19 protein-coding genes are annotated in these 24,026 nt (G+C 42.4%); 8 read left to right on the top strand and 11 right to left on the bottom strand.

The window, feature by feature from the left end:
- Positions 1–5: 5 nt before the first annotated feature.
- Positions 6–848, top strand: a complete 843-nt coding sequence (locus C2M25_RS09580) for a DUF4198 domain-containing protein (protein ID WP_063700888.1) — start codon at positions 6–8, stop codon at positions 846–848.
- Positions 849–875: 27 nt separating this feature from the next.
- On the opposite strand, the gene C2M25_RS09575 is transcribed toward C2M25_RS09580, so the two are convergent.
- Complete coding sequence (locus tag C2M25_RS09575) at positions 876–1,412, bottom strand: hypothetical protein (protein WP_105180995.1); 537 nt, start codon at positions 1,410–1,412, stop codon at positions 876–878.
- A gap of 128 nt (positions 1,413–1,540) precedes the next feature.
- Between C2M25_RS09575 and C2M25_RS09570 the strand changes: the two genes are divergently transcribed.
- Genes C2M25_RS09570 through C2M25_RS09560 form a run of 3 tightly spaced genes read left to right on the top strand, consistent with a single transcriptional unit; the run spans position 1,541 to position 3,834 of the window.
- The gene (locus C2M25_RS09570; protein ID WP_105173868.1) at positions 1,541–1,966 is read left to right on the top strand and encodes a DoxX family protein; all 426 of its coding nucleotides are present in this window, start codon (positions 1,541–1,543) and stop codon (positions 1,964–1,966) included.
- Positions 1,967–2,025: 59 nt separating this feature from the next.
- A complete protein-coding gene (locus C2M25_RS09565; RefSeq protein ID WP_105180994.1) occupies positions 2,026–2,892 on the top strand; it encodes a pirin family protein in 867 nt (288 codons plus the stop codon).
- A 54-nt stretch (positions 2,893–2,946) separates the two neighbouring features.
- A complete protein-coding gene (locus tag C2M25_RS09560; RefSeq protein ID WP_063700873.1) occupies positions 2,947–3,834 on the top strand; it encodes a LysR family transcriptional regulator in 888 nt (295 codons plus the stop codon).
- Here the strand turns inward: C2M25_RS09560 and C2M25_RS09555 are convergent.
- The 4 genes from C2M25_RS09555 to C2M25_RS09540 all read right to left on the bottom strand — a co-directional run bounded on the left by C2M25_RS09555 (position 3,829) and on the right by C2M25_RS09540 (position 7,124).
- Positions 3,829–4,713, bottom strand: coding sequence for an SMP-30/gluconolactonase/LRE family protein (locus C2M25_RS09555; protein ID WP_234003556.1), 885 nt, complete (start codon positions 4,711–4,713; stop codon positions 3,829–3,831). The two genes, C2M25_RS09560 and C2M25_RS09555, sit on opposite strands and share 6 nt — an antisense overlap.
- 27 nt (positions 4,714–4,740) lie before the next feature.
- Positions 4,741–5,448, bottom strand: coding sequence for a sulfite exporter TauE/SafE family protein (locus C2M25_RS09550; RefSeq protein WP_063700871.1), 708 nt, complete (start codon positions 5,446–5,448; stop codon positions 4,741–4,743).
- A 128-nt stretch (positions 5,449–5,576) separates the two neighbouring features.
- A complete protein-coding gene (locus C2M25_RS09545; RefSeq protein ID WP_105173867.1) occupies positions 5,577–6,356 on the bottom strand; it encodes an SDR family NAD(P)-dependent oxidoreductase in 780 nt (259 codons plus the stop codon).
- A 45-nt stretch (positions 6,357–6,401) separates the two neighbouring features.
- Entirely contained in the window at positions 6,402–7,124 is a 723-nt protein-coding gene (locus C2M25_RS09540) for a FadR/GntR family transcriptional regulator (RefSeq protein ID WP_063700866.1), read from the bottom strand.
- Positions 7,125–7,385: 261 nt separating this feature from the next.
- Between C2M25_RS09540 and C2M25_RS09535 the strand changes: the two genes are divergently transcribed.
- Positions 7,386–9,014, top strand: coding sequence for a sodium:solute symporter (locus tag C2M25_RS09535; RefSeq protein WP_105180993.1), 1,629 nt, complete (start codon positions 7,386–7,388; stop codon positions 9,012–9,014).
- A gap of 42 nt (positions 9,015–9,056) precedes the next feature.
- Here the strand turns inward: C2M25_RS09535 and C2M25_RS09530 are convergent, their stop codons facing one another.
- Positions 9,057–10,085 carry a glycoside hydrolase family 43 protein gene (locus C2M25_RS09530; protein ID WP_063700862.1) on the bottom strand — a complete coding sequence of 343 codons (1,029 nt, stop codon included), beginning with the start codon at positions 10,083–10,085 and terminating at the stop codon, positions 9,057–9,059.
- Between the two features lie 133 nt (positions 10,086–10,218).
- Here C2M25_RS09530 and C2M25_RS09525 point away from each other — a divergent pair, with 133 nt between their 5' ends.
- Positions 10,219–11,193, top strand: a complete 975-nt coding sequence (locus C2M25_RS09525; protein WP_442792974.1) for an arabinan endo-1,5-alpha-L-arabinosidase — start codon at positions 10,219–10,221, stop codon at positions 11,191–11,193.
- An 82-nt stretch (positions 11,194–11,275) separates the two neighbouring features.
- Here C2M25_RS09525 and C2M25_RS09520 read toward each other — a convergent pair whose 3' ends face one another.
- From C2M25_RS09520 to C2M25_RS09500, 5 genes are all read right to left on the bottom strand, one after another.
- Complete coding sequence (locus tag C2M25_RS09520) at positions 11,276–11,701, bottom strand: FKBP-type peptidyl-prolyl cis-trans isomerase (protein ID WP_063700859.1); 426 nt, start codon at positions 11,699–11,701, stop codon at positions 11,276–11,278.
- A 10-nt stretch (positions 11,702–11,711) separates the two neighbouring features.
- Complete coding sequence (locus tag C2M25_RS22190) at positions 11,712–13,541, bottom strand: beta-L-arabinofuranosidase domain-containing protein (protein ID WP_267894689.1); 1,830 nt, start codon at positions 13,539–13,541, stop codon at positions 11,712–11,714.
- A 23-nt stretch (positions 13,542–13,564) separates the two neighbouring features.
- Positions 13,565–14,155, bottom strand: coding sequence for a beta-L-arabinofuranosidase domain-containing protein (locus tag C2M25_RS22185; RefSeq protein ID WP_267894688.1), 591 nt, complete (start codon positions 14,153–14,155; stop codon positions 13,565–13,567).
- Positions 14,156–14,229: 74 nt separating this feature from the next.
- A complete protein-coding gene (locus tag C2M25_RS09510; protein WP_063700855.1) occupies positions 14,230–15,567 on the bottom strand; it encodes an MFS transporter in 1,338 nt (445 codons plus the stop codon).
- Between the two features lie 272 nt (positions 15,568–15,839).
- Positions 15,840–18,641, bottom strand: a complete 2,802-nt coding sequence (locus tag C2M25_RS09500) for a TonB-dependent receptor (protein ID WP_105180991.1) — start codon at positions 18,639–18,641, stop codon at positions 15,840–15,842.
- 599 nt (positions 18,642–19,240) lie between these two features.
- Here C2M25_RS09500 and C2M25_RS09495 point away from each other — a divergent pair.
- Positions 19,241–20,203, top strand: a complete 963-nt coding sequence (locus C2M25_RS09495) for a glycoside hydrolase family 43 protein (protein ID WP_054552276.1) — start codon at positions 19,241–19,243, stop codon at positions 20,201–20,203.
- A 354-nt stretch (positions 20,204–20,557) separates the two neighbouring features.
- Positions 20,558–23,977, top strand: coding sequence for a LamG-like jellyroll fold domain-containing protein (locus C2M25_RS09490; protein WP_105180990.1), 3,420 nt, complete (start codon positions 20,558–20,560; stop codon positions 23,975–23,977).
- Positions 23,978–24,026 lie beyond the last annotated feature (49 nt).

Below are 24,026 nucleotides of genomic sequence, written 5' to 3'. Positions count from 1 at the left end.
AAACAATGAAATTAAAATTATTAAAAACAGCGCTGATTGGCGCTGTGACCTTCACCGCGCTTGCATCTGGCTATGCACAAGCACATGCTCGTTGGTTAATGCCATCTCACACTTCTTTATCAGGTGAGAAAACTCACTATGTGATGATCGATGCCAGTATTTCAAATGAGTTGTTTAGCCCAGATAAAGCATACCGCCCGAAAGAAAAAGGCGCTGAGTATGACGACAACCTATTAATTGCTCTTGCTCCAGATGGTAAACCGGTTGAAGAAACAATTCGTGCATACTACTTAAAACGCAAAAATTCTGCGGCAGTAAGTTTAACGCAAGACGGTACTTACCATATTGCTATGCAGCAAAAGCCAATGCTAATGACTTTCTATAAAGATAAAGACGGCAATCGCGGTCGTGTGTTCGCAGGTAAAAAAGAAGCAGACCTACCAGCAGGTGCAACTGAGGTACGTACTGTAAAATCAATCGCAACAGTTGATACTTTTGTCAGCCGTAATGGCACTTCTAAGCCAACATTACTTGGTCAAGGCCTAGAAATTTCTGGCCCTACTCACCCGAACGATCTATTTGCTGGTGAAGAAGCTAAGTTCCAATTATTAATGGATGGCAAACCAGCCGCTGACGTTGAGCTTGCTATTGTTCGTGGTAGTGCTCGCTACCGTAATGAACGCGACGAAGTGAAAGTAACAACCGACAAAAAAGGCTTCTTTACGGTGACTTTCGCTCACGCCGATATGTATCTAATTGAAGCATCTGTTGATCAAAAACCAACAGAAGCCGATATCGATAACGTACGCTACTCATTATTCACAACGCTTGAAGTAGCGCCTGAATAATACAGCTGATTAGGCCTCAATAAAGGCCTAATTCGACTTTCGAGGAAGGCTGTAGTCAACCGTATGATCGCAGCTACCGTCTTTCTCGCAATCATTAATCCCATCACCATCGACATCCCAGCTTGGGTGCATGCCTTTTAATGTACTTTTTACGACGCTGATATCGGCAGTAAATTCACTTTGCTCCTCACGGCGCGCGGCATTGCGCATCAAAAATACCCGAATCACATAATCGCCATTATCAGGAATTGTAAGCTCAGCATGATCACCTTTTGCTGGGCCAACAAACAAAGCGGTTGGGTTGCCTTTCGGTAAAATATTAAAGAAGTTGCTAGAGTTTGAAGGTGTAAAATCAACCGATAAGATAGCGCCTTTATTAAGGTTAATTTGATATTCCAGCATCTCATAACCTTTAATTGTGTCTTTAACTTGCCAGCTTTGCTGCACCGCAATATCTGATGCTAACAACGCATAATGACGACTATTTGGTAAATTTTGTTCGGCAAACACCAAGCTACTCGTAACCACCGAAAAACAAAACCCTATTAATAACAACAGCTTCATATTCAACCTCCTTTTAAATTCTTTTTTAAAGAATGATAAACGCTAATTTTACAATTTTTAATTCTTTTAAAGTGAATTTATAGTTACTCCATCGCAGACACACTGCTTAACTAAACAGGATACCTACTATGAAACTTTTTACTTTAATCTCAGCTCAACCACACTTACAAAATATTAGCACTTTATTGGCACGTATTGGTTTATCGGCCATCTTTTTACTAACCGGCTTTAGCAAAATAGAATTCTTTGATGCAACTGCTCAATACATGAGCAGTGTCGGTTTACCAGAGTTCTTACTGCCGTTTGTGATTGCCTTTGAAATTGTTGGCGGATTATTTATTTTACTGGGCTTTTTAACACAACTAACCGCTGTCGCCTTTGCTGGTTTCAGCCTAGTGAGTGCTTTGTTATTCCACTTTCAACTTGATGATCAAATGCAGTTTTTAATGTTCTACAAAAACATTGCAATGGCAGGCGGCTTTTTAGCATTGGCCAGTGTCGGTGCAGGCAAAATCAGCCTAGATCAACTAGTGTTAAAACGTAGTCAGGCATAACATTTATCCCAGCCAATAACCTAGGTTGTTGGCTGAATTTGTTTTTAAGGGGCGCAAATATGGCAACGTTATTAACAGCAACCAGCCACGATATTGGTGGGCTCGATGTAAAGCGCATCTTGCCGCATTTTGACAAAAAAATGGTTGGCCCATTTATCTTTTTTGACCACATGGGGCCGAATCACTTTCCTCGCGGTGAAGGCATAAATGTGAGGCCCCACCCTCATATTGGCCTGTCAACGCTCACTTATTTATTTACTGGCAGTATTTACCATCGCGATTCGCTAGGTAATAGCCTGCAAATAGAGCCCGGCGATGTAAACTGGATGACCGCAGGTCGCGGGATAGTGCACTCAGAAAGAGAAAGCCTTGAAGTACGGGCGAGCGAGCACGACATTAATGGTCTGCAATGCTGGGTTGCTTTACCTGAGAGCATGACCGAAATAGCACCACGCTTTGAGCATATCAAAAAACATCAGCTACCTGAGAAAATCGAAAAGGGCGTGCTGATGCGACTCATTGTCGGTGATGCCTATGGTTTAAGCTCCCCGGTGAAAAACTACTCACCGATGTTTTATGTAGATACGGTAGCCGAGCAAGGTAGCCATATTACTAAACCGCATCCTCATCATGAAACCGCCGTGTATGTTATTTATGGTGAAATTAGTGTGGGTGATACTCGCTATACCCAAGGCGACTTTGTGCTACTTGATGATAGCGAACACGAAATAACAACACTGGTGCACAGCCGCTTTATTTTACTTGGTGGCAGTAAATTTAATAAAGTCCCGTATTTACACTGGAATTTTGTTGCTTATAGCAAAGAGCGCATCGAGCAAGCAAAACAAGATTGGCAAGCACAGCGCTTTGCAAGCATTCCTGGTGATGAGCTTGAGTATATTGAGTTGCCCGCAGCTAAAAAGTAAACTTTTTCAGCATTTACAGGTACTATTAGGCAGTTAAGTAAGCAAAGGAACATCATGCTAAGAATTACGCTAGAACAGTGGCGCATGTTTCGTGCTGTTGTTGAATTTGGAGGCTTTAACCAGGCCTCACAAGGCATTCATAAAAGCCAATCGAGTATTCATAATGCGGTTGGTAAAATTGAATCTGCACTCAATGTAAAATTATTCAGCATTCAAGGCCGCAAAACCGTGCTCACTGAAGCCGGCGAAATGATGCTACGCCGTGCCAATTACTTACTCGATGAAGCCGCTAAGGTTGAGGCCATTGGGCAAACCTTGGGTGAAGGTATCGAAAGTAAGTTACGCATTGCCGTTGATGCTATTTTCCCACAACAATTGCTTTATAAAGTACTTAACGACACGTCATCGCAATACCCGCAACTGCGTATTGAGTTGCATGAGTCTGTACTAATGGGGGGCAATGAACTGCTTGAAAACGATCAGGTTGATATTGCCATTACCGGCTTTCCAATTGCAGCAAACTTTCATGAAGAGTTATGTGATATCGAGTTTATTGCCGTCGCCCATCCAGATCACCCTTTGCATGCGATAGAGCGTGAAATTACCCTCGAAGATTTAAAATCACATCGCCAAATTGTTGTTCGCGATTCAGCGAATAAGCACAAACAAGATGGTGGCTGGTTAGGCGCCGATCAGCGCTGGACCGTCACTCATATGCGCACGTCGATTGATATGATCAGTAATGGACTGGGCTTTGCGTGGTTACCAAAAGTCGCGATAGAAAAACAACTTGCGACTGGGCAAATGAAAGCACTTAATTTAACCCATAACAGCAGTCGCAGCGCTAAATTACATTTGCTCTTTAAAGATGGTGACAAACTGGGTCCTGCAGCACGCGCATTTCTTGGCGAGTTGCGTTATCAAGTGATGGAAAACCTATAGCTTCAAGGGCGTTTCAGCAATACCTTTAACGCCCGGCTCAAGAATAAACACGCCACCACTGTGCGGGTAATCAGCGAGTACTGAGTCTTCGAGCCCTACTGCCGCAGTTGTCACCGCGAGATGCGTGAGCTCTTCACCGACAAATGCGACACTCGTAACGCGTGGGGCGGGCAAACGAATAAACTGCACCTGCTCACCGCTTGGAGCAAAACGATACACGCCATAACCATTCCATGCAGCAACCCACAGATGATCTTCGCTATCAACAGTCATGCCATCAGGAAAACCCATATTATCAGTAAAGCGAATAAACTCATGCTTATCAGCAAGCTCGCCATGTTCATTCAGAGTAAAGCGGTAGATTGTTTGTTTATCTGAGTCTGTAGAATATAGAAACTGGCCATTTTTACTTACCGCGGGGCCATTGCTAATCGTGTAGTCATGATCAACTGCTGTTGGAGCCTGACCATGACCAAAACGGTATAACTTGCCACTATTGGTTTGCTCTTGAGAGTCCATTGAGCCGAAAAAGCCAAAGCCTTGGCGAGACGTTTTGCCATCGTTTAAGCGGTTTTGTGAGGGTTCGTGATCAATTGCATAAAGTAGTTCGCGACTAAAGTCTTCGCTATTTAGCTTATAAACGCCTTTGGCAAAACCTGCGACTAACTCTGCTTGCTCGGTTTCCATCACCCAACAAATTGGTTCTGGCATGGTAAACTGGCTAACGCGCATTGATTGGCAATGCAAACGAAACAAACGCTGCCCTAAAATATCGACCCAAAATAAACAGTTATGCGCCTTTGCAAAATAGGCACCTTCACCTAATTGGCATTGACTAGAAATGATTACTTTAATGGTGTCATCGAGCATAGGCTTCATTACACAAACAGCTGAACTATCCTCATTCTATCTGTGTATGAAAATAAGTGCTAGGCCAGATAAACCAGCAACCAGTAAGATGATGCCGCGAATGGCCTTTTCGTTGAGGTTATTGTTGATCACAAACGACAAGCCCCAGCCAATTAAAATTGCGGGTAAGCAGAAAAAGAACAACTTCACATCAGCCATATCGGCAGAGCCTGTCAGCATCAATACAATAATGCCAAACAGGTTTATAAATACAAAAAAGGCACTCAGGTTTGCTTTAATTTTGTCTTTATTTTCAGCTTGATAGAGTAGCCCCATTGGCGCACCACCAGCAGAAGTAGTGGTGCCTAAAAAACCCGACGACATTGACGCGAGTAAGCTAGTAATGGTGGAGATTTTCGGTTTCATACCTATGATGGATAATGCCACCACTACCAAAATACTCACACCTAGCAAGAGTTGATACTGCTTAGCATTGACATACCACATCACCATAGCGGCAAGGATAACCCCTACGGCCCCACCAATAATGGAAATGCCAGTCTGTTTCATGTCTATCGCGCCACGGTGTTTAATCATTAACACCGACGTTAAAAACAGCGCATTCAAAATCATTGGCCCAGGCACCAGCTCTGGCATTAGCCAGTAAAGTACAGGCACGCATAACATACCTAAACCAAAGCCAATAACACTTTGCAGGCAAGCGCCAATAATCAGAATTAAATAAACAAGTACAAAGTCGGTCAAACTTTCTTACCACCTTCCTAAGTATGGGATCTGTTGATGATATAACCCATATTTTATTATTATAGTATCATTTGAATTATGTAAAAAATTTTATCGCAAGTTAGTCATTTTGCAATCGTTTCGCAAAATTATGTCCAACCGGCATCCACGATCAGTGATTGTGCAGTCATCATGCAGCTATCATCTGCGGCCAAAAACAATGCCGCGTTTACCACATGGTCAGGTTGAATTGTTTCGTTAATACACTGACTTAAACGCACATCTTCAATCATTTCTGGGGTTAGCCAATGAGTAATTTGGCGCTCTGTCATCACCCACCCCGGAACCAGTGAATTTACACGAATATTGTCTTTACCATATGAAGCAGCTAATGAACGGGTTAAACCTTCAATCCCCGCTTTCGCTGTTGTGTAGGCTGGCATGCCTGTTTGCTTAATACGCCAGCTTACCGACCCCATATTGATAATGCTACCACCGCCTAAACGCTGCATGTGTTCAACCACAGCTTGCGATGAGAAAAAACACGGGCGCAAGTTAACTGCAAACTTGTCTTCCCAATATTTCACATCCATATTTTCAGCGGCATGGCGAGTGTCATCGGCTGCATTATTAATTAACACACCAATGTCACCCTGTTGCTGACGCGTTTGCTCTATGGCCGCTTTTAAGGCTTCAACATCACGAATATCACAATGGATAAATTGTGGGTCAAACTCATATTTACCCGCTAATTTTGCGCATAACGCATCGCTTTGCTCGGTTGCAATATCAACAAAGGTGACTTTCGCGCCCTGCTCGCAGAACCGCGTTACCATTACTTCACCAATTCCCGATGCACCGCCAGTAATAAACACACTCTTACCAGCAAGGCTTGGGTAAACTGTTTTTAGCTCGTTTGAATTTGGCATGATAACCTTTTGTTTTAAAGTAATTACAACGTCAAGAAGCGATACTTATTGAGCCGCTTCTTTATCAGCGATTTCTTTTTCAATAAACGCCATTGCTTCATCAATCATGTACGTCATCATGTTTTTAGCACGTTCAGGATCGCCGCTCGCAATCGCGTTATACACTTTAAAGTGCTCTTCAGCGATAGCCTTTTTATTACCCTTAGCAGGTGTAGTATGTTGAATACTTACGTGTAATGCGGTGCGAATAAAATCACGTAATTGATAGAAAAAACGGTTACCACTGGCATGTAAAATTGCCGTGTGGAAGGCAAGGTCTGGCTCATGCATTACGCCTTCTGGCTCTTCTGCTGCCGCTTGCATTTTATCGAGTGCCATTTTAATTTCTGCAATGGCTGCTTGGTCGCCTTTTCTTGCTGCAAGTGCTGCTGCTTGCGGCTCAATCGCCAAGCGCACTTGTAAGAATTCTTTAAGTACGTAAAGCGATGGGCTGCTTTCTAACAACCATTTTAATACGCTTGTATCGTATAAATTCCAGTTATCCGCCGACTCAACACGAATACCTTGTCGTGGACGAGAAGAAATCAGTCCTTTTGCAGCAAGCATTTTCACTGCTTCACGAACAGCTGTGCGGCTAATACCATACACTTCACAAAGTTGTGCTTCGGTTGGTAGCCCCGTTTCAGTGTTATAATCACCAACAATAATTGCTTTACCAAGCTCATTGGTAACTTGTTGTGATAGGTTTAAATTTTCTAAACGCGCCATGTGTGTTCCTCAAAAGATCTGAGTAATATGATACATCTATAAAGCTATTCCGTCATCCTGGAAATAATTGATTAAAATCAACAACAAGCAAAAAACAGCCTAATACAAGTGTCTATATTTCAAACAATACAGTCACCACTTTACCTACAGACTGTCACCTTATTTTAACAAATCTCTTTCACTTACCTTATTTATAATATAATATTTTTATTCAACAACTAAAAAAGCAAAATTCTCTTTCAAAATTAGGTGGAACACACGATGGTCGAACTAAGTACCTTAGACTGGGCAGTGCTAGCAGGATTTTTTGTCCTGTTACTAGGCGTTGTCGTGATGTCTATGCGACAAAAAGAAGAAGACACCGCTGATTACTTTTTAGCGGGTCGTAATGCAAGTTGGTTAGTGATTGGTGCCTCTATTTTCGCATCAAACATTGGCTCGGAACATTTGGTGGGCCTTTCAGGTTCAGGTGCACAATCGGGTATGGCACTGGCTCACTGGGAAATGCAATCGTGGATCATTCTACTACTCGGTTGGATTTTCGTACCTTTCTATTGGAGTAGTAAAGTCTACACCATGCCAGAATTCTTAGAGCGCCGCTTTAACTCTAAATCACGTACCTTCTTGTCTGTTATCTCATTGATTAGTTATGTATTAACCAAGGTTGCGGTAACGGTTTATGCCGGCGGTATCGCATTTAAAACAATCTTAGGTATTGAGAGTATTTGGGGTATCGATTTCTTTTGGATTTCAGCCATTGGCCTTGTGGTGATCACTGGTATTTATACGGTACTTGGCGGTATGAAAGCCATCATGTGGACCTCGGTGTTGCAGACCCCTGTGCTCATTATTGGTTCCTTAGTCATATTAGTTGTTGGTTTAGATAAAGTAGGTGGCTGGGCAGAAGTTGAGCGTATCAACGATGCTAATATGCACCTTATTCGTAGTGCTTCAGATGCTGAATTCCCATGGCCTGGCATTGTGTTTGGTTCATTCATTATTGGTTTTTGGTATTGGTGTACAGACCAATACATCGTACAACGTGTTTTATCCGCAAAAGGCATTAAAGAAGCGCGTCGCGGTACCATGTTTGCTGGTTACTTAAAATTACTTCCTGTATTTATCTTCTTAGTACCAGGCATGATTGCATACGCATTGAATGTTAAAGGTATTATTAGCTATGAAAGTGCTGACCAAGCCTTCCCAACTTTAGTTGCTGAGCTATTGCCAGCAGGCGTTAAGGGGATTGTAATCGGTGGTTTAGTTGCAGCACTAATGAGTTCTTTAGCATCATTATTTAACTCATCAGCAACCTTATTCACTATTGATTTTTATAAGAAATTCAAACCTGAATCATCTGAGAAACACCTTCTTAAGGTAGGTCGAATTGCCACTATCGTGATTGTTGTATTAGGCCTTTTATGGATACCCGTCATGAGCTTAATTGCCGATGTGCTTTATGAATATCTGCAAAGTGTGCAGTCTCTTATTGCACCGGGTATTGCTGCGGTATTCTTACTCGGTTTATGTAGTAAACGCATCACTCCAACAGCGGGTTTTGTGGGCTTAGTATCTGGTTTTGTACTGGGTATGATCCGCTTAGTCTTGCTGCCATTTAAAGATGATTTAACAGGTTCATCATTTGCGTGGATCACCACTATGAACTGGTTGTATTACTGTATTCTGCTATTTGTCATCGTGGTCGCCATTATGATTGTGGTGAGTATTTTCACCAAGCAAGCAGACGAAGAACAATTGAAAGGTCTTACTTTCTCAAGTCTAGATAAAGCAACCATGAAAGAAGTGGCTGCCGGCTTAGATAAGTGGGACTACATTCATACTGCGGGTATTATTGGTATTACTGCCTTTATTTACTACCGCTTCTGGTAATCGTTCGTTCCCAAGTTGTAGGGCGCCAATTGGCGCCCTTTTTTAGTCTGCTCGTTCAGGTGAGAACACTGGAAAGCCGTTTTTATCCCACGTAATAATGCGTGCTCGCGCATGGCGATTTGGATCTGTCAGTGGTGTTCCTTTCAGCTCTTTATAATCACGGCTGTGATAAATCATTAAATCGGTTACCCCATCTTCAGCTTTCACAAAACTGTTGTGTCCAGGTCCAAAACGACCCAACTCAGCATTGGTAGTAAACACCGGCTCTGCCTTTTTATGCCAGCTAGCAGGATTAAGTAAATCAGCATTCACATCTGCCCATAGCAAGCCCATTGCATATCGATGATCGGTGGCACTGGCTGAATAGGTGACAAATATTTTATCGCCATGAGTGATAACAGCAGCACCTTCGTTTACCTTGTAACCTTGCACTTCCCAATCAAGAGTTGGCTCAGTAATCGCGATAATGGGTTCTTTAATTGATGTTGGTGAGTCCATTTCAGCTAACCATAAAGCTGAGTTATAAGTTGCAGGCTGGTTCTGCTGCGCCCAAATCATGTAACGCTTACCCTTATGCGTAAAACTTGTGGCATCAAGCGAAAAACTATCAAGGTGGCTAGTTACTTGACCCATTTCTTGCCACTCACCTTGCATCGGATCAGCACTGTCGTTTTTAAGCGCATACATACGAATACTGAACGGTTTTTCGATATCACCTGCGGCAAAGTAGATATACCAACTGCCATCAATCTGATGCAGCTCTGGAGCCCAAATATTGACACTCATTGGGCCTTTATCTCGCTTTTGCCAAATAACCTTTGGCTCAGCTAATTTTAAATCGTTTAAGCGACAAGCTTGGCGCAGCTCAATTTCATCAAATTTCGGCGAACTACCAATGAACGTGTAACAGCCACTTTTTTCATCACGAACTAACCAAGGATCGGCACGTTTAAGTACGATCGGATTATCAATAGGTGCAAGAGTCTTGCTACTATTAGCATCAGCAAGGGCTGACAATGACGAGGCGCTTAACGCACTAAGAAGCGTTAGCCGAGATAATTTTTTGAGCATAATGTGTCCTGTAATTCGTCTCGATTTTATTGTTAATATTGTATTACATATTATATAGTAGCTGAATGAACACAAGAGTTAAAACAACAAAAGGTATTCAAGCATGAGACCCGTAAGTAACGTGACACACGCAATGAAGTGGCTTTCAACAGGGCTACTTTTTTCTGCCGCAGCCGTATCTGCAAAACAAGTTGAAGTACACGATCCGGTAATGACCAAAGAAGGCGACACGTACTATGTCTTTAGCACAGGCCCGGGCATTACCTATTATGAATCGAAAGATTTAACCAACTGGAAACTTACCGGGCGCGTTTTTAAAGATGAGCCAAGTTGGGCAAAGCGTATTTCACCAAGTTTTGATGGCCACTTATGGGCACCCGATGTGTACGAGAAAAATGGTAAGTTTTACCTTTATTACTCAGTCTCTGCATTTGGCAAAAACACCTCAGCAATTGGTGTAACGGTTAACGAAACCCTTGACCCATCATCACCTGATTACAAGTGGATTGATTACGGCATTGTGGTTGAATCTGTGCCTGAGCGTGACGATTGGAACGCTATCGACCCAGCCATTATCGAAGATGACAATGGTACACCGTGGATGAGCTTTGGTTCGTTCTGGGGTGGTCTTAAACTAGTACAACTTGATGATGACATGGTGCGCTTAGCAAAACCTGAAAAATGGCATCACATTGCGAGTCGTCCAAATACGGAACATGGCCCGATTGAAGCACCTTATATCTTTAAAAAGAACGGCTATTACTACTTGTTTGTTTCGTTTGATAAATGCTGCCGTGGCGTTGAGAGTACTTACAACGTGCGCGTAGGCCGCAGTAAAAACATCGAAGGCCCATACTCAGATCAGCAAGGTCGCTCTATGCTTGATGGCGGTGGTAGTTTAGTTATTGAAGGTAACAAAGATTGGGCAGCCCTTGGCCATAATGCTGCATACACCTTTGATGGCAAAGACTATTTAGTATTACACGCCTACGAAACAGCCGATAACGGCGTGCAAAAGCTACGTATTTTACCTATGAGTTGGAAAAACGATTGGCCGGTTGTTAACCCCGCCGACCTAAATAAGCTCAAAACCAAGCTTAAGAAGTAATCATCCAAACCAAAAAAACCTGCAAAATTGCAGGTTTTTTATTTACTTAAGTGATCTATTTTGAGATAGCAAGTTGGTATTATTAACGAAAATCAACCAAGGTAATATCAACGAGCATGGGGCTTTGGCAGCCTTGTTGATGCTTTTCTTCAATAAATACGCTGTACACATCGCGTGCCAAATGCGCAGGTATTAGCACCTCAAAGCGACTGCCTTTATTCATTAATTGCAATGCTTCTTGCAAGCCCACTATCGCCTCTGCAATTTCGTACTCTACAGCAGCGCCTTGCTTGCGAGTGTCGAACAACACCCGACCATTTTTAAGGGTAACCCGTTGATGTACAGTCACTGTAGCATCCCAACTAGGTTTATCCCCCTGACCTTGCTCAATCACTCTATAACCAAGCCCTGTCGGCGTTTGGTAAAAACTGTGTTGCTCAGCGCTATTATCTAAAAGCGACGGTAAAACATGCTCTTTAGTCGTCGCAAATACATTGTTGCTTAACATAGCCAACTCTTTATTGTGCGTTGATTAAACGAATACCATAGATACCACCGGCAACAGAATCTTTGTCGGCAGCAAAACGTAAGGTCAGCGTTGTCGACTTTTTCATTGCTTCTGTTAATGGGTAATCAATGGTGTAGAACTCATCCATTGGTTTGCCTACAGGCAAACTAACTGCAGCTAATTGCTCACCATTTAAATTAATTGAGAAGTGACGGTTCACATCGCCAATAAAATAGCGAACACGCAAAGCAACCGCTTTTTGTTCTGGGTTGCTAAGCTGATACTCAAACCAACCTGTCGCATCGCGCCAATGATGACCATTATTAACACCCGCACGAGTTCCTTCACCTTTAAAGCCATGCTCAACTTCTGGTTGTTGCTCACCCGGCGTAATTTGATCCACGGTTAATAAACGAAGCTGCTCTTTCGCTTGCTCAGCCGCTTTTGCATCGGCAACAAATTGCGTGAACTCGGCTTCGCTTTGCTGCGGCCAATACACTTGGTAGCGACTATCGTGTAAGCGGAAGAACGGAATTAGCTCTGTGCTCTTAGTGTTATCGATACCTTGCTTGGCAATTGCCACATTTTTATCGGCGATAAATGCGAGCTCTTGGCCCGGTTTACGAGTGAGATCGGCAATAAATTTTTCTGGTTCACTCAGCATTATTGGCAGAGCTTCTGGCGGACAAGTCGGCCCTGCTGCGATGTGGCCCATGCGGCTATTATCAGCAACAAAGTTAAGCTTTTCATTTGCAAATGCTTGTACTTTAGTGGCCATTACAACAGGCCCATACATCACAGAGTAATAATGCTGACCATCAGGTAGCTGCTCAGTATAAAGCTTAGGACTAAGCTCAAAGGCAAGTTTATCTCCGCTTTGCCATGCATGGCTGATGCTGTAGTAACCGTCTTTTTCGGTTGCGTTTACAGCTTGTCCATTTAGAGTAAAGCTCAGCTCACCTTGTTGCCAAGACGGTTTACGAATATGAATTACCGACTCAGCACTTTGCCCCTCAGACAAACGATTTACGGTCAGTGAGACCTTGTTATCATCTGGGAATTGGCTTTCTTGCGTGATCTGTAAGCCCTGCTGTTGCCAGTTTAACGTGCTTGGAATAAACAAGTTTACCCATAGCTCTTTACCGGTATTACTATAAATCAGCTCACCATATTTACTGTGATTTTCAATACCTGAGCCTACGCAACACCACATTGAATCTTGCACTGACGAATACATACGGTAATGACCTGGACGCATTGAGGTAAAGTAAACAAGGCCACCATGCTCTGGGTGTTGTGACGATAAAATATGGTTATATGTGGCGCGCTCATAATAGTCTAAATAGCGCGTATCACCGGTTTTTAAGAACAATAACTTACTCAGTTTCATCATGTTGTAAGTGTTGCAGGTTTCTGGGCCTTCAACATCTTCAACCATAGGCGTGAAGTCACTTTTATCATGAAAATGCTCACGTACTGAGTTACCGCCAATTGATACTGAGCGCTCTTGGCTGACGGTTTTCCAGAAAAAGTCAGCACCTTGCTGCCATGCTTTGTCATCGCTGGCATTTGCAACTTTCAACATGCCAATAATTTTTGGAATTTGCGTATTGGCATGCAGGCCAGTTAACTTATCTTCTTTGTGTAATAAAGGTTCAATAATGATGTTATGGGAAAACTGACGCGCTAGTTTTAAGTAGCGCTCATCATCACTTATAAAGTACATGTCAGCAAACACATCATTTAAGCCACCATGCTCTGAATACAGCATTTGTTGAACTTGTTCATCAGTTAGCTTGGCAGTGGTCGCTAAGAACCATTCTCCTAGCTTAAATAGCATTTGTTTGGCTTTATCACTACCAGCTACGTCGTATCATCACGCAAGCCATGGAAGATTTTATCTATGTTATACAGCGGCACCCAGCGGTCGTTTAAGCTGAATAAATCGGCTTTGATTTCACCCTTTTCAATCTGCTGCCACATTTCATCGCTATTTGGGATACCGCCTAAGTAACCACCTGTGGCTTGTTGAGCGCGATCCAGCTCACTCAGCATATAATCTAAACGCTGCTTTAATTCTTCGTCACCCGTAGCTGCCCACGCAAGACTCAAGGCAGAAAGATAATGACCACCAATATGGCCATCAAGTCCTGTGCTTTCCCAGTTGCCATAATTAGGCGCTTTTGGTTCAAGGCCAGCTTCACGCAGGTAAGGAGCAAGCAGCTGATCAGGGTGAAGAGCTAATAAATAACGCACATTCGTTTGCTGTGCATGTAAAAACGGGCTGGCGCTTAAACTTACTTGATTGAGGGCAAATAAATGTTGTTCGCTGGTATGTTCAGCATGCTCCACAGAAGCGGCTTGTTTACTGTCTGTTGGCAGCTCACTGCAACCGGTCACAGTTAATATTGCAGCGCAAACGCTTGCCAAATAGCTAACTTTGAATGTGTTCATACTGTTGTCTCCCAGCGAATTGTTATTTTAAAGAGCAAAGCGCACACACTGTTTAGTGTGTGCGTAAAGAGTGATTATTTTGGTAGGCGTTTATGAATAACCATATCCGTATAGTATTCATCGGTAATTTTGTATTTTTTCAAGATCAGACCTAGCAAGGCGTGGAATACACCAGGAATGATAGTTAGCATCAGTGCTAAGCCCATTAGGGTAAATTCGGTTTGCTCAACGTTAGGCTTGTACTCAAAAAATGCCAGTAATAAACCACCTGCTAAGCCAGCTAAGCCACCCCCTGCTTTTTGGCAGAATGAAATACCACCAAACGATAGACCCGAGGCACGAACGCCGTCTTTAATTTCACCGTAATCTACGGCTTCAGCAATGGCAGACCAGAATACTGGTGCATGTAAATCAACCACAAATGACAAGATGATATAAAGCACAAACGCCATCATTACATCACCCGGTTGCACCACAAAGTACATTAGCAATGAGATGAATAGCACGGCGATTTGTGATTGACGGAATAGCTTCATTTTACAGTAACGCTGGGTGATCCACGTACTTGCCACCATAGAGACAATAGATGCTGCAATACCCGCACTGGTAAAGGCCCCCGCTAAATCTGGCACACCTAAATAATAGGTTGCGTAATACATAGCAACACTGCCACGAATCGCATAGCCAAGCGTACCAAGTACACATGCTGCACAAAGTAGTAACCATTGGTCGTTTTTAATAAGCACTTTTAATTGCGTAATAACACTTTCTTTTTGCGGCTCGTGAGTAATACGCTCTCGAGTCGTTAAGAAGCAAAATAAGAACAACGCAACGGCACAGGCTGATACCAGCGCCATCGCCAGTTTATAACCGTAAGATAAACTATCGCCACCCCAGTAAGATGCTAATAACGGCACCGAGAATACAATCACCACATTGGCAATTTTAGCGAAGAACATACGGTAGCCATTAGCTGACAAACGCTCTTTAGGATCGGCAGTTAATACGCCGATATAAGAAATATAAGGAATAGCAACACCAGTAAACATCAAGGTCGCGAATAGGTAAGTCGCATAAGCCCAAGCTAACTTCATGTTGTAGTCGAAATCTGGCGTGGTAAAGAGCAGAACGACCGACAAACCATACGGTACAGATAAAAATAAGAACCAGTGACGGAACTGACCCCAACGGGTTTTCACTTTATCGGTGATCACCCCCATTAAAGGGTCGGTAAAGGCATCAACAAAACGCGCCACTAAGAACAACACACCCATATCAACCGGATCAAGTCCGTAGATATCGGTGTAAAAGAAAGACATAAAATAGAATAACGCTGCAACCATGACATTCACTGCCATGTCACCGGCACCAAAGCCGACCTTTTCTACAACGGATAACTTTTGAGATTCCATACAACAACACCCTAATTGGTCAATAATGAGCCGCCGCTCACTATTTCAAGCAATGTCGAAAAGCCTTCAACACTGCGTATCAAATAAATTTACAGCCCTAGATATTACACAGCTTGGCCATTGCGTTCGTTATTTTTGTAAATTTAATGCTAATCTAATTAATAGTATTATCATACTTATTAAATCGCAACTCTTTTCGACCGATGGCAAAGTATCGCGCCAGCAATAAAAAACCCCAGCAAAGCCGGGGTTTTTGGGTCTATTCAAGAAATTTAGAAAGAATAACGTGCACCAAGTGCGAATGTGCGTGAGTAGATACCGTTACCAAAGTTAAACAGGTTGTCGTTACCTTCACCATAGTAGTTTTGATATACGTCATCTAGGATGTTCGTTGCATCAAAAGTAACCACTAAATCATCATTCACATTGTAGCTAAATTGGAAATCTAAGCTTTGCTCAGGACGACTCCAGAATTGAATCGGGTTAGCAAAGATTGCCGCTTCGTTACCTGTGTAGAACTCAGAACGCCATACATAAGATAAACGCATGTCGAATGAATCACGCTCGTAGATACCTACGATACTGTATGATTCATCAGAAACACCTGACATTCGAGAATCAACATAGTTTGTTATTTCGCCTAATGTATTAAAATCAGGTGTTTGTTGCGATGAATCTAACGCTGTATAACTTGCTTGCACACCTAAGCCATTCAAGTACTCAGGAATTTCTTCAGGGAAATAAACTAAACCAACTTCTAAACCAGACAGCTCACCGTTTGCAGCATTGACTGCCGTACTCAGAACGTAAGGACGAGTTTCACCATCTTCACCTTCACGAACAACTGTTTTACGACCAGGAACAACTAAGCCTTCAATTTCTCGCTTAAAGTAAGCTGCGTAAAGTGAGCTTGTATCTGCGAAATACCATTCAAGTGATACGTCATAGTTCTTTGACTCTGTTGGTTTAAGATCTGGGTTACCCCCCGTTCCTGTACCATATACAGCACCTTCCGTTAGTGGGTCATACCAAATTTGAACTGCATTAAGGTCTGCAAAGTTAGGCATTCGTAATGTTTCAGTGTATGCAACACGACCAACTAGCTCATCAGTAATATTCCAGTTAAGTACTAAGCTTGGTAGCACTTTACTAACATCAGCATTCGCTTTCGCATTTTCTCCGAAGTCCATATCTTGTTCATATGAAACATAACGAACACCAAGCTCACCGCTGAGATCTTCCGTTAAGAAGAAGTTAGATGTCGCATATAAAGCGTATGATGTTTCATCAATTCGGAAAATTCGGCCTAATTGCAACTCTTCTAAGCCATAAACACTTCGAACGGCATCAGCATTATTAAGCATATAACTGCCATTTGCGGTTATAAAGCTGTCAAATACATCTGCTCTGCCATCAAAATAGTCTTCAACTTGATATATAAGGCCAGAACCATCTCCTGCAGCACCTGCTGCCACAAGTTGCTCCATAAGACTAGAAACGGAAGTATTACCCAAGCCCTCATTATTTAGACGATTAAACTCCTCAGCAGTTCTTTCCTCATAGCGGCCACCAAACTTAATCTTATCTATATACGCGCCACCTACTAAGTATTCTGCATCGAAGTTAAATGTAAGAGAATCACCACTGTTGCTTCCACCATTGTCATAAACAGTACCAGCATTCCAATTTGCAACAGCGGCCATATCAGCTTCGTTTACCGCTGTATTTGGGTCATCCCAAAATGCAATACCTGGCACACCGTCTTTATCGTTAAAATCTACATCTAAACCATATGCTGTGCGGTCAAAACGCATAGCGAAGAAGTCTGATTTAAACTCACTTTCTTGGTAAACTACTTCTGCATTAATAGTAAGGTAATCGCTTGCTTGCCACTCGGCACCTAGCGCATATAAGTAGCTATCAGTTCTACTACTTTCGAAATCACCACTTTGGAAGCCGCCAGCGCCAATCGCTTGCTTTTCTTTAATAACGTTAGTGCCATCAAACACCGTTGGTGTTTCAATGAAACCGTTACCGTTTTCAAATGTATTTGAGAACCACATCGCGTTTTGCGATTCATTTCGATAACCTGTGTAGAAACCTTCAGCTGTGATTTCTAGAGTTTCATCTGGTGCCCACTGTAAAGATATAGATGCTGCTGGACGCTTACGTAAACCAGTATATGAAGTACCGAAAATAGCATCTCGAGCCAACAAGTACTCTGTAGCTTCCCCTTCAACATCTAATGTTGAACCAGCAGTAGTAGGTAGTCCCCCTTCAAGACCAGCTTGCCATACTAAATTACCTTGTGAATCATAATTAGGAACTCGTGAGTATGGAGAGTAAAGTGCTTGTGGTTTATCAGTAAAGAATGGGAACGCTGCACCCGCTGTAATGGTGTCATCGCGGTAATGTGTTTCAGCATAAGAAATATTGAAAAGTGCACCAAACTCACCAGCACCGTCGATTTCCCAACGGTTAGAAAGTAACGCACTGATATTTGGATCAACTTCATCTGGTTGATCTGAGTAAATCGCACGTGCTGCTAAAACAACTTTTTCACCTTCGAAGTTGAAAGGACGGTGGGTTTTAATATCAATCGCACCTGCGATACCACGTTCAATTTGATCCGCCGAACGGGTTTTATAAACTGTTACGCCTGAAAGTAAACTTGCAGGAATGTCTTGCAGCGCCACATCACGACCCGCACCTGTAAAGATAGCGCGGCCATTAACTGTGGTATTAACATCAGTAAGACCACGGATTGAAACCGCACTTACTTCACCAGCACCACGGCCTGTTGTTTGTACACCTGTCACACGTTGTAGTGCTTCAACTACGTTGTTATCAGGGAATTTACCAATATCTTCAGCAACAATTGCATCCACGATTTGAACGCTTGCACGTTTTTCATCTAGCGCTTTGTTTAAACTGCCGCGAATACCTGATACTTGAATAACCTCCATCTCATCGACGTTATTCTCAGGAGTTTTTGGTGCTTCCTCCTGTGCAAAAGCAAATTGACAGGTAAATGCCATAACTACAGCACTGGCTATGTGTGTTCTTTTAAACATAAGCGGTGTTCTCCAAATTATAGTTTTATCGGTCCGCTGAACTTTCCCCATTCAGTTACCGAAGAGTGACCACTGCATTGTGCATCGTGTGTTGTCAAAACGGTGCGCGAGTGAATCTACATTTTATTATGTTAATACATTGCTGCCTGAACTTTAATCATATTGTATGATTATTTAACAGTCAACTCAAAAAGCCAAATTAAAATTAGTGCCATTATGTTTACAAAAAACGTTGTAATTATAACACGTTACAAACTCAAAAAGGGCTGCGTTTTTATTTTGGGAATTTATGTATCCCCATTATTATCAGTCACTTAGCGTTTGTTTGTTTGCTTGTTTAATTTGTCTTTAGTTCATCCAGAGCGACAAAAAAGGGCTAACAAGTTATTTACCCGGCGTATTTTGATGCTACTATGATAAAAATACAATAATACAATATAGAGTTATTTTTTGCTGCACTTTTACTGGTTTGTTTCGATGTAAACAATCAGTTACTCAGTATAATCAGGCATACACTGTGTATTATCTGGTCATTTAGAGCGAGCTCTAAATACAAAAGCTGCAGTTCGAACAACAATTATTAGTCACAGAGGACACTCATGAAGAAATTAAAAGCGTTAGCGCTGCCATTGCTTTTTTCGAGCAGCTTAGCCGTTGCACAAAACCCATTATTCACCGATGTATTTACTGCAGACCCAGCAGCACTTGTTCACAATGACACCGTATACCTTTATACAGGTCATGATGAAGCACCTAATAATGATGTGTTTTTTGAAATGCACGACTGGTTAGTCTTTTCATCAACAGACATGGTGAACTGGAAAAAACACGGCCCAATCATGAAAGCAACCGACTTTAAATGGGCTAAAGGCGAAGCATGGGCTTCACACATGATTGAGCGTGATGGCACTTTCTATTTCTTTACAACCGTTCGTCACAACGACACTAAACCAGGTTTTGCAATTGGTGTTGCGACGTCTAAATCACCAACAGGTCCATTTAAAGACGCGATTGGCCATGCATTGGTTACCGATGATATGACCAAGCACACGCCAAATGATTGGGACGACATCGACCCTGCAATTTTTACTGAAGAAAACGGCGATACTTACATGTTCTTTGGTAACTTAATGCCAAAATACGTAAAGCTAAGCGACGACTTACTGTCTCTTGATGGTGAAATTAAAACGCTAGACTTGCCTAACTTTACCGAAGCGTTATGGGTTCATAAGAAAAACGACAACTACTATGTTTCGTACGCATGTGAGTTCCCTGAGAAGATCTGTTATGCCATGAGTAAAAGTATTCACGGACCGTGGGAATATAAAGGTATCTTGAATGAGATCGCAGGTAACAGCGAAACCAACCACCAATCAATCATCGAATACAAAGGTAAAGACTACTTTATTTACCATACTGGTGCTGTACCACCGATTGATGGCAAACCAAGTGGCGGGCGCTTTCGTCGTTCAGTGGCGATTGAGCCACTTTACTACAACGAAGATGGCACACTTAAACGTATTATCATGACCACTGAAGGTCTAAGTAAACAAGACAAGTAATATCAAAAAGGGCTCTTTAAGAGCCCTTTTTAATGCTCAAATGTAATACAAATAAACAAATTTAACGGAAAATCCTCACTTTCCGATAAGCAAAAAACTTCCCTAATAGCGCAAAAACAGCGAAAAAAGCGCCAAAAATGGCAACTTGAAAAAATTAAAATCACGCTGTACATATTGTAAACACTGATACTTCATGTTTACATATCAATTACCTTTGCAAAAGTATTTGCACATTTTAAATCGTACTATAAAATTACAATACTACGTTCTTATTAGTTTGATATAGGCACGCGGCAATTTTATTGACAACAATCGAATAAAAAAATGAATCCCAGTTTCAAGAGGACACATAAAATGAAATTAAATAAATTAGCCATGGTCATAGCCTGCTCTTTGGCTGTTACAGGTTGTGGCAAAGAAGATGGTACTAAGCTTGACACAGCACCAGCGGTTGCCGACCCGCAAAGTGCAAAACCGACAGTAAGCAGCAGTGTTGAATACACTGAATCTGGTAGCGTAATGGTTACCAATGTAAGCGTGCACGATCCTTCTGTCGTTAAAGTTGACGACACTTATTATATTTTTGGTTCACACCTTGCTGCCGCTAAATCAACTGATCTCTTGAACTGGGAAATGATTTCGAGCCTTTCAGCTAACGCAGCCGTTAATGAAAGCCCATTATTCGATTACAACTACACAGGTGAAATTGCCGAAGGTATTGAATGGACAGATGGTTTTACAGGAAACTGGGCGGCCGATGTAATCAAAGCGCCAAATGGCAAATTTTGGTTTTACTATAACCACTGTGCACAAGATAACCCAGATACCGCAGATGTGGTTGATGAAGTGTGTTGGAACCGCTCTTACCTTGGTTTAGCTGAAGCTGACAATATTGAAGGCCCATATAAAAACAAAGGTATTTTCTTACGCAGTGGTTATCGCTCAGAAGCTGAATTTACAGCTTACCCACTTGATAACGGCCAAACGACATGGAATGGTGCCGTTGATCCTAACGTAATCGATCCAGCGGCATTCTATGATGCTGACGGCAAACTTTGGATGGTTTACGGTTCATACTCTGGCGGTATTTTCGTACTAGCAATGGACGAAGAAACGGGTATGCCTGAAGCTGGTCAAGGCTATGGTAAAAAGCTAGTAGGCGGCGACTTCCGTGCAATGGAAGGTGCATTTGTTATGTACAGCCCAGAAAGTGAATACTACTACTTATTCTACTCAGTAGCTGGTTTTGCGCTAAATGATGGTTACAACATTCGTGTTGCTCGTTCTAAAACACCAGATGGTCCTTACCTAGATAACGCAGGTAACGATATTTCAACATTAGGCGGCTTAGAAGTTGGTGAAAAACTAATGGGCGGCTTTGAGTATACACAAGAGCTTGGCGAAACAGCACCAGCATGGGGCTACCAATCACCAGGTCATAACTCTGCTTACTACGATGAAGCGACAGGTCGCCATATTTTAGTAACGCATACGCGTTTTCCGCAAACATCGACTGAGTTCCCAACCATTTCAGAAGCGCACCAAGTTCGCGTACATGAAATGTTCATTAACTCATTAGGTTGGCCTATGGCTTCACCGCAGCGCTATGTGCCGCTTGAAGGCGACAACATGGTTGTGGCAGATGAACTTTATGGTTATTACAAATTTATCAACCATGGTAACGATGTAAATACAGATGCTATTCGTTCAATGCATATTGCTTTAAACGAAGATCACTCAGTAACCGGTGATGATCCAGGTATCTGGTACATGATTGATGACTCAAATATTAAGCTTGAGTTAGATTCTGGTACGTACTTTGGTGTGGCTAAATGGCAATGGGATGATGCAACTAAAGCGATGGCTGTCACTGTATCTGCAACATCAAGCGAAGGTGCAACCATTTGGGCAAGTAAACGTGATGAAATCACAGATACAGCTAACGTACTAGGTACTGTTCAAGAAGCGCTAGATATTAAAACTGAATTATCAATTGCAGACGAAGGCTACTCATTACCAACAAAAGGTAAAGACGGTGCTGCAATTAACTGGGAAAGTAGTGATGAGTACTACATCACCAGTGAAGGTTCGGTATTTATTCCAACGCCAGATCGCGGTGATAAAGCAGTTACGTTAACGGCTAATATCTCATTAAACGGTGAAAGCACAACCAAAACATTCAATGTAAATATTGAAGCGCGCCCTGAGTTTAAAAATGCGATTGCACACTATGCATTTGAAGATTCACTCAGTGATGGCTTAGGAAACCTTGATGATGCGGGTGTAACAGACAACAGCATGCTAAATGTGGGTGCTGGTACAGCAGCCTACGCTGAAGGTCAAACAGGTAAAGCATTTAACTTTGATGGTGCAACGGGTGTTCGTTTACCTGATGATCTTGTTACTGGCGATGAGTACACTATTTCATACTGGTTTAAGCCAACTGTACTGACTAACTTCACGCCTACATTCTTCGCGGCAACCTCTGATGCACGTTGGATGAGCTTGATCCCAGGTAGTACCCACTTTACAACAACACCAATGCTTTGGAGTCGTTACTTAGCTGATGATGGCACAGATATGTGGAACCAAATCATCTCTGACTCACCAGCGGTAATGGATTGGAATCATATTGCCATCACTTATGCTAATGGCACAGCGACACTTTATCGTGATGGTGTACGCTCAGGTACGATGCCACGTCCTGATTTCTTTAGCACACAAACAGGTAACTTTGCGCTGGGTGTGAACTACGGTTGGGACTTACCTTTCCAAGGTCAAATTGATGAATTTATCGTCTATGACTATGCGCTAAACGGCTTAGATATCAATGGTGCGGCTATCAATAACCTGACAGATCCGACTAAATTCGAAGACTTCATTACAGATGCGCTTGATTTAGGTGATGTTTCTGCAGTACGTGATAGCTTTGAATTACCACGAGTAGGTCCATTTGTATCTGGTATTAGCTGGACGTCAAACAACGAAGAGTACTTAAAACCAGTTAACGGCACGGCTGTTGTGACACAACCAAGTGCGTCTGCTGGCGACCAAGTTGTAACATTAACTGCAACCATTAAGTACAAAGACTTTACTGATACTAAGTCATTCGATGTAACCTTAAAATCACTTGCACCTGCTGAATACAGCTTTGAAGGTGACCTAACTGCATTAAACGGCGCATACGCGGCGGGTAAATCAACGGGTGGTTTCATCAATAATACTGGCGGTAGCGTAAGCTATGTTGACGGTGTAATTGGTCAAGCAGTATTCCTAGAAGGTTCAGGTGTTCGTTTACCGGATAACCTAATCACGACTAATGACTACTCTGTATCTATGTGGCTTAAACCAGAAAGCTTCACAGATTACACAACAACGTTCTTTGCCGGTGCAAGTGCAAACGCATGGTTAAGTTATGTACCATCGATGGCAGGCTCAGCGCTAACGCGTTTATGGGCAAATAACGGTGCCTTCTTCGATAATGCAGAACTAGATAGCCGTATTCCTGCAAAAGAGTGGACACATGTTGCTTTCACTGTTGATGGTACAAACGGTGATGTGCTGAAGATGTACGTTAACGGTGAACTACAGCTAGAAACCGATGGCTTCCCACGTGTATTCACGGTTCCTGGTGAAACAAATGAGTTTGCTCTAGGTGTTAACTACTGGGATACGCCATACCACGGTGCTATCGATGAACTGAAAATTTTCAACGGTGCGATTAGCGCTGAAGAAATAAAAGCACTCTTTGATGCAGCTGCTGCACAAGAGTAACAAAGTGAGGTGAGCTGCCTCACCTCAACTATTTGTTGTCTGGAAAAGC

It is taken from the genome of Pseudoalteromonas sp. T1lg21 (assembly GCF_002964625.1).
Classification (GTDB): domain Bacteria; phylum Pseudomonadota; class Gammaproteobacteria; order Enterobacterales; family Alteromonadaceae; genus Pseudoalteromonas; species Pseudoalteromonas gelatinilytica.
The sequence above is the reverse complement of the archived record's forward strand: the minus strand, read 5'-3'. Positions and strand labels throughout refer to the sequence as shown.

Coding starts and splice junctions, on each gene's coding strand:
- C2M25_RS09580 (WP_063700888.1), top strand. CDS start 6: ATGAAATTAAAATTATTAAAAACAGCGCTGATTGGCGCTGTGACCTTC.
- C2M25_RS09575 (WP_105180995.1), bottom strand. CDS start 1,412: ATGAAGCTGTTGTTATTAATAGGGTTTTGTTTTTCGGTGGTTACGAGT.
- C2M25_RS09570 (WP_105173868.1), top strand. CDS start 1,541: ATGAAACTTTTTACTTTAATCTCAGCTCAACCACACTTACAAAATATT.
- C2M25_RS09565 (WP_105180994.1), top strand. CDS start 2,026: ATGGCAACGTTATTAACAGCAACCAGCCACGATATTGGTGGGCTCGAT.
- C2M25_RS09560 (WP_063700873.1), top strand. CDS start 2,947: ATGCTAAGAATTACGCTAGAACAGTGGCGCATGTTTCGTGCTGTTGTT.
- C2M25_RS09555 (WP_234003556.1), bottom strand. CDS start 4,713: ATGAAGCCTATGCTCGATGACACCATTAAAGTAATCATTTCTAGTCAA.
- C2M25_RS09545 (WP_105173867.1), bottom strand. CDS start 6,356: ATGCCAAATTCAAACGAGCTAAAAACAGTTTACCCAAGCCTTGCTGGT.
- C2M25_RS09540 (WP_063700866.1), bottom strand. CDS start 7,124: ATGGCGCGTTTAGAAAATTTAAACCTATCACAACAAGTTACCAATGAG.
- C2M25_RS09535 (WP_105180993.1), top strand. CDS start 7,386: ATGGTCGAACTAAGTACCTTAGACTGGGCAGTGCTAGCAGGATTTTTT.
- C2M25_RS09530 (WP_063700862.1), bottom strand. CDS start 10,085: ATGCTCAAAAAATTATCTCGGCTAACGCTTCTTAGTGCGTTAAGCGCC.
- C2M25_RS09525 (WP_442792974.1), top strand. CDS start 10,219: ATGAAGTGGCTTTCAACAGGGCTACTTTTTTCTGCCGCAGCCGTATCT.
- C2M25_RS09520 (WP_063700859.1), bottom strand. CDS start 11,701: ATGTTAAGCAACAATGTATTTGCGACGACTAAAGAGCATGTTTTACCG.
- C2M25_RS22190 (WP_267894689.1), bottom strand. CDS start 13,541: ATGCTATTTAAGCTAGGAGAATGGTTCTTAGCGACCACTGCCAAGCTA.
- C2M25_RS22185 (WP_267894688.1), bottom strand. CDS start 14,155: ATGAACACATTCAAAGTTAGCTATTTGGCAAGCGTTTGCGCTGCAATA.
- C2M25_RS09510 (WP_063700855.1), bottom strand. CDS start 15,567: ATGGAATCTCAAAAGTTATCCGTTGTAGAAAAGGTCGGCTTTGGTGCC.
- C2M25_RS09500 (WP_105180991.1), bottom strand. CDS start 18,641: ATGTTTAAAAGAACACACATAGCCAGTGCTGTAGTTATGGCATTTACC.
- C2M25_RS09495 (WP_054552276.1), top strand. CDS start 19,241: ATGAAGAAATTAAAAGCGTTAGCGCTGCCATTGCTTTTTTCGAGCAGC.
- C2M25_RS09490 (WP_105180990.1), top strand. CDS start 20,558: ATGAAATTAAATAAATTAGCCATGGTCATAGCCTGCTCTTTGGCTGTT.